Origin of the sequence: Streptomyces morookaense, from assembly GCF_013030945.1 — a bacterium.
GTDB lineage: Bacteria > Actinomycetota > Actinomycetes > Streptomycetales > Streptomycetaceae > Streptomyces > Streptomyces morookaensis.
Genome location: NZ_JABBXF010000151.1, coordinates 1 through 3,734 on the forward strand (window position 1 = coordinate 1; position 3,734 = coordinate 3,734).

Below are 3,734 nucleotides of genomic sequence, written 5' to 3' on the forward strand. Positions count from 1 at the left end.
CTTCGAGACCGAGGACGACATCGATGTCGTCGCCGCGCGCGGTGAGCATGATGATCGGGATCTGCTGGGTGGCCCGGATGCGGCGGCACACCTCGAAGCCGCTCTTGTCGGGCAGCATCAGGTCCAGCAGCACCAGGTCGGGGCGGAAGGTCTCCAGGGCCGCCAGCCCGTCCCCGCCGGTGGCCGCGGCCTCGACCTCGTGGCCGCGGCGGCGGAGGGTGAGGGTGACCCCTTCCCGGACGGCCCGGTCGTCCTCGATCAGAAGCACGCGTGACATGCGGCCAGTATCCGTCGTGCAATCACACAGATGTGCCCCAGGTCCCCCGATCGCAGGAACTGTCACCGACTCCTCATATTCCGACTCGTCTCATATTCCGTCGGCTCGTATTCCGTCGGCCCCCGGAAGCCCGAGGTGTTCCAGGAGCAGGCCCCGGAAGTCGCGGTCCCAGGCCGCGTAGCGGTGCCGGAGCCGGTCGCCGGGCCAGTCCGCCGGGAGCAGCGGGGCGGGCAGGACGGGGTCGTCGAGCAGGTGGCGCAGGACGGCGGCCGAGACGGTGAAGCGCTCGGCCAGGTCGCCGGGCCGCCCGGGCAGGGCGTCGAGGGCCGCCTCCAGGGCGCGGGCCCGACGGGCCCAGCCGGCCAGGTCCCAGAGCGCGGCGGCGAGCTCCGCGGGGTCGCCCTCGGGGGCGCCGGTGAGGACCGTGCACTGCTCCGTCACCACGGCCGGGCGGGCCCGCAGGAGGTTGGCGGGGCGCAGCCAGCAGCCCTCGCGCAGTTCGGCCAGGCGCAGGACGGCCATGGCCTGGCGGAGCGCGGCCCGGTCGGAGGCGGTGCGGCGGTCGGGGACGACGACGGCGATCTCCCAGGTGCCGTCCCAGGGGCGGGTGCGCGGGGCGCGGCTGTCGTCCTGCCGGGCCTGGCGGGCCAGGAGCCGCTCGGTGAGCCGGTACGTGCCGTCTCGCTGTTCGAGGTCACCGGCGGCGACCATGCGGGTCAGGGCGGTGCGGATGGTGCCCTCGGCGGTGCCGAAGAGCTCGCCGACGCGGACCAGGGCACGGGCGGGCAGCGCGGGCGGGTGGTGGCCGAGGAGGGTGGAGAGCACGACCGAGCGCGCGGTCAGCGGCCGCAGGGAAAGCGGTCCGGTGCCGTCGCCCTCGTCCATGCCGTCCAGGTCATCCATGTCTGCCGCACCCCTGTTCATTACAGTCCTCCGTCACGCATCATAAAACTGTAATAGCGTCGCCGACCGGAGGCAGGTCACGCCATGAGCGCCACGCACGAAGTGTTCAACCAGGCTCCGCCCCTGACCGGCTTCACCACCGCCGACGACCCGGCGCTGCTGGAGGCGCTGCGCCGGGAGGGCGGCGGCTGGGGGGAGGCCGAGGTCCGTGCACTCGGCGCCCGGGCCGGGTCCGCGCAGGTGCAGGACTGGGCGCGGCTGGCGGAGGCGAACCCTCCGGTGCTGCACACCCACGACCGCTACGGCCACCGCATCGACGAGGTCGAGTTCCACCCCGCCTGGCACGAGCTGATGGCCGCCGCCGTGGAGACCGGCCAGCACGCCGCCCCCTGGGCCGACGCCCGTCCCGGCGCGCACCTGGTGCGCGCGGCCAAGTTCTACGTCTGGGCCCAGGCCGAACCCGGCCACGGCTGCCCGGTCTCCATGACCTACGCCGCCGTCCCCGCGCTCCGCGCCCAGCCCGAACTGGCCGCCGCCTACGAGCCGTTGCTGGCCTCGCGCACCTACGACCACGGGCTGCGCCCGCCGCTGGGCAAGCAGGGCCTGATCGCGGGCATGTCGATGACCGAGAAGCAGGGCGGCTCCGACGTCCGCGCCAACACCACGACCGCCGTGCCCGCCGGCGACGGCTCGTACACGATCACCGGGCACAAGTGGTTCACCTCGGCCCCGATGAGCGACGTCTTCCTCGTCCTCGCCCAGGCCGAGGAGGGCCTGACCTGCTTCCTGATGCCGCGCGTCCTGCCCGACGGCACCCGCAACGCGATGCGCCTGCAGCGGCTGAAGGACAAACTCGGCAACCGCTCCAACGCCTCGGCCGAGATCGAGTACGAGCAGGCCGTGGCCTGGCCGGTGGGCGAACCGGGGCGCGGCGTGCGCACGATCGTCGAGATGGTCAACATGACCCGGCTCGACTGCGTCCTCGGCTCCGCGGCCGGCATGCGGGCCGGGCTGCGGCAGGCGGTCCACCACGCCGCGCACCGGCGGGCGTTCGGTGCGGAGCTGGTCGACCAGCCGCTGATGCGCAACGTCCTGGCCGACCTGGCCGTCGAGTCCGAGGCCGCCACGCTGCTGGCCATGCGGCTGGCCGCGGCCGTCGACCGGTCCGTTGCGGGCGACGCCGCGGAGGCGGCACTGCGCCGGCTCGCGCTCGCCGCCGGCAAGTACTGGGTCTGCAAGCGCGGCAGCACACATGCCGCCGAGGCGCTCGAATGCCTGGGCGGCAACGGCTATGTCGAGGAGTCCGGCATGCCGCGCCTCTACCGGGAGGCACCGCTGCTGTCCATCTGGGAGGGCTCCGGCAACGTGGCCGCGCTCGACGTGCTGCGCGTGCTGCAGAAGGAACCGGCCGCGCTGGACGCCTGGTTCGCGGAAGTCGGCGCGGCGGCCGGGGCCGATGCCCGGCTCGACGCGGCGGCCGCGCGCGTAGGTACCCTGCTGGGCGAACTGTCCGACCCCGCACGGGCCCAGCTGCTCGCGCGGCGCCTCGCCGAGCAGCTCGCACTCGTCCTGCAGGGCAGCCTGCTGGTGCGGCACGGCGACCCGGCCGTCGCGGACGCCTTCTGCGCCTCGCGGCTCGGCGGGGACTGGGGGAACGCGTTCGGCACGCTGCCGGCCGGTGCGGACCTCGGCGCGATCCTGGCCCGCGCCTCGGTGAAGGAGGCCTGATGGCGGCGCGCGCGGTGCGCGTGGAGCGGCAGGGGTTCGTCACGACGGTCGTCCTCGCGCGGCCCGAGGTGCGCAACGCGGTCGACGGGCCGACGGCCGATGAACTGGCCGACGCCTTCCGGGCGTTCGACGCGGACGAAACCGCACGGGTGGCCGTGCTGTGGGGCGAGGGCGGCACGTTCTGCGCGGGCGCCGACCTCAAGGCGATGGGCACCGGGCGGGGCAACCGGGTGGCGGAGGACGGCGACGGCCCGATGGGGCCGACGCGGCTGCGGCTGACGAAGCCGGTCATCGCCGCCGTGAGCGGCCATGCGGTCGCGGGCGGGCTGGAGTTGGCGCTGTGGTGCGACCTGCGGGTGGCGGAGGAGGACGCCGTCTTCGGCGTCTTCTGCCGGCGGTGGGGCGTCCCGCTCGTCGACGGGGGTACCGTGCGGCTGCCGCGGCTGGTCGGGGCGGGGCGGGCGATGGACATGGTGCTGACGGGGCGGCCGGTGGGGGCGGCCGAGGCCCTGGCGACAGGGCTCGCCGATCGCCTCGTGCCGGCGGGGCGGGGGCGGGCCGCCGCGGAGGAACTCGCCGCGGAGATTGCGCGGTTCCCGCAGGCGTGTCTGCGGGCCGATCGGGCGTCGCTGCTGGGGCAGGAAGGGCTGACGGAGGAGGCGGCCATGGCCGCCGAACTGGCCGGGGGACGGGCCGTGTTGCCGGAGGTGACGGCGGGTGCTGCCCGCTTCGCGGCCGGGGAGGGACGGCACGGGGCGTTCGGGTAGGGGGTGTCCGCAGGCGCGTCGTGGCTGATCGTGCAGTTCCCCGCGCCCCTTGCGGGGCG

The 3,734-nt window shown here is 75.0% G+C and carries 4 protein-coding genes; 2 read left to right on the forward strand and 2 right to left on the reverse strand.

Going from position 1 to position 3,734, the window contains the following annotated elements; all coding sequences use genetic code 11:
* Positions 1-277 (reverse strand): response regulator (locus tag HG542_RS33555; protein ID WP_171088163.1); only part of this gene is annotated, 277 nt, incomplete at its 3' end.
* A gap of 90 nt (positions 278-367) precedes the next feature.
* Positions 368-1,180 carry a PaaX family transcriptional regulator C-terminal domain-containing protein gene (locus HG542_RS33560; protein ID WP_227725558.1) on the reverse strand — a complete coding sequence of 271 codons (813 nt, stop codon included), beginning with the start codon at positions 1,178-1,180 and terminating at the stop codon, positions 368-370.
* 84 nt (positions 1,181-1,264) lie between these two features.
* Here HG542_RS33560 and HG542_RS33565 point away from each other — a divergent pair, with 84 nt between their 5' ends.
* Both HG542_RS33565 and HG542_RS33570 read left to right on the forward strand, forming a co-directional pair.
* Positions 1,265-2,908, forward strand: coding sequence for an acyl-CoA dehydrogenase family protein (locus tag HG542_RS33565; protein WP_171088165.1), 1,644 nt, complete (start codon positions 1,265-1,267; stop codon positions 2,906-2,908).
* Entirely contained in the window at positions 2,908-3,675 is a 768-nt protein-coding gene (locus HG542_RS33570) for a crotonase/enoyl-CoA hydratase family protein (protein WP_171088168.1), read from the forward strand. The genes HG542_RS33565 and HG542_RS33570 overlap by 1 nt, the downstream gene beginning before the upstream one ends.
* The last annotated feature ends 59 nt before the right edge of the window (positions 3,676-3,734 follow it).

Bases quoted from the DNA above. Each gene is read 5' to 3' on its own strand.
- HG542_RS33560 (WP_227725558.1), bottom strand. From the start codon at position 1,180: ATGGATGACCTGGACGGCATGGACGAGGGCGACGGCACCGGACCGCTT.
- HG542_RS33565 (WP_171088165.1), top strand. From the start codon at position 1,265: ATGAGCGCCACGCACGAAGTGTTCAACCAGGCTCCGCCCCTGACCGGC.
- HG542_RS33570 (WP_171088168.1), top strand. From the start codon at position 2,908: ATGGCGGCGCGCGCGGTGCGCGTGGAGCGGCAGGGGTTCGTCACGACG.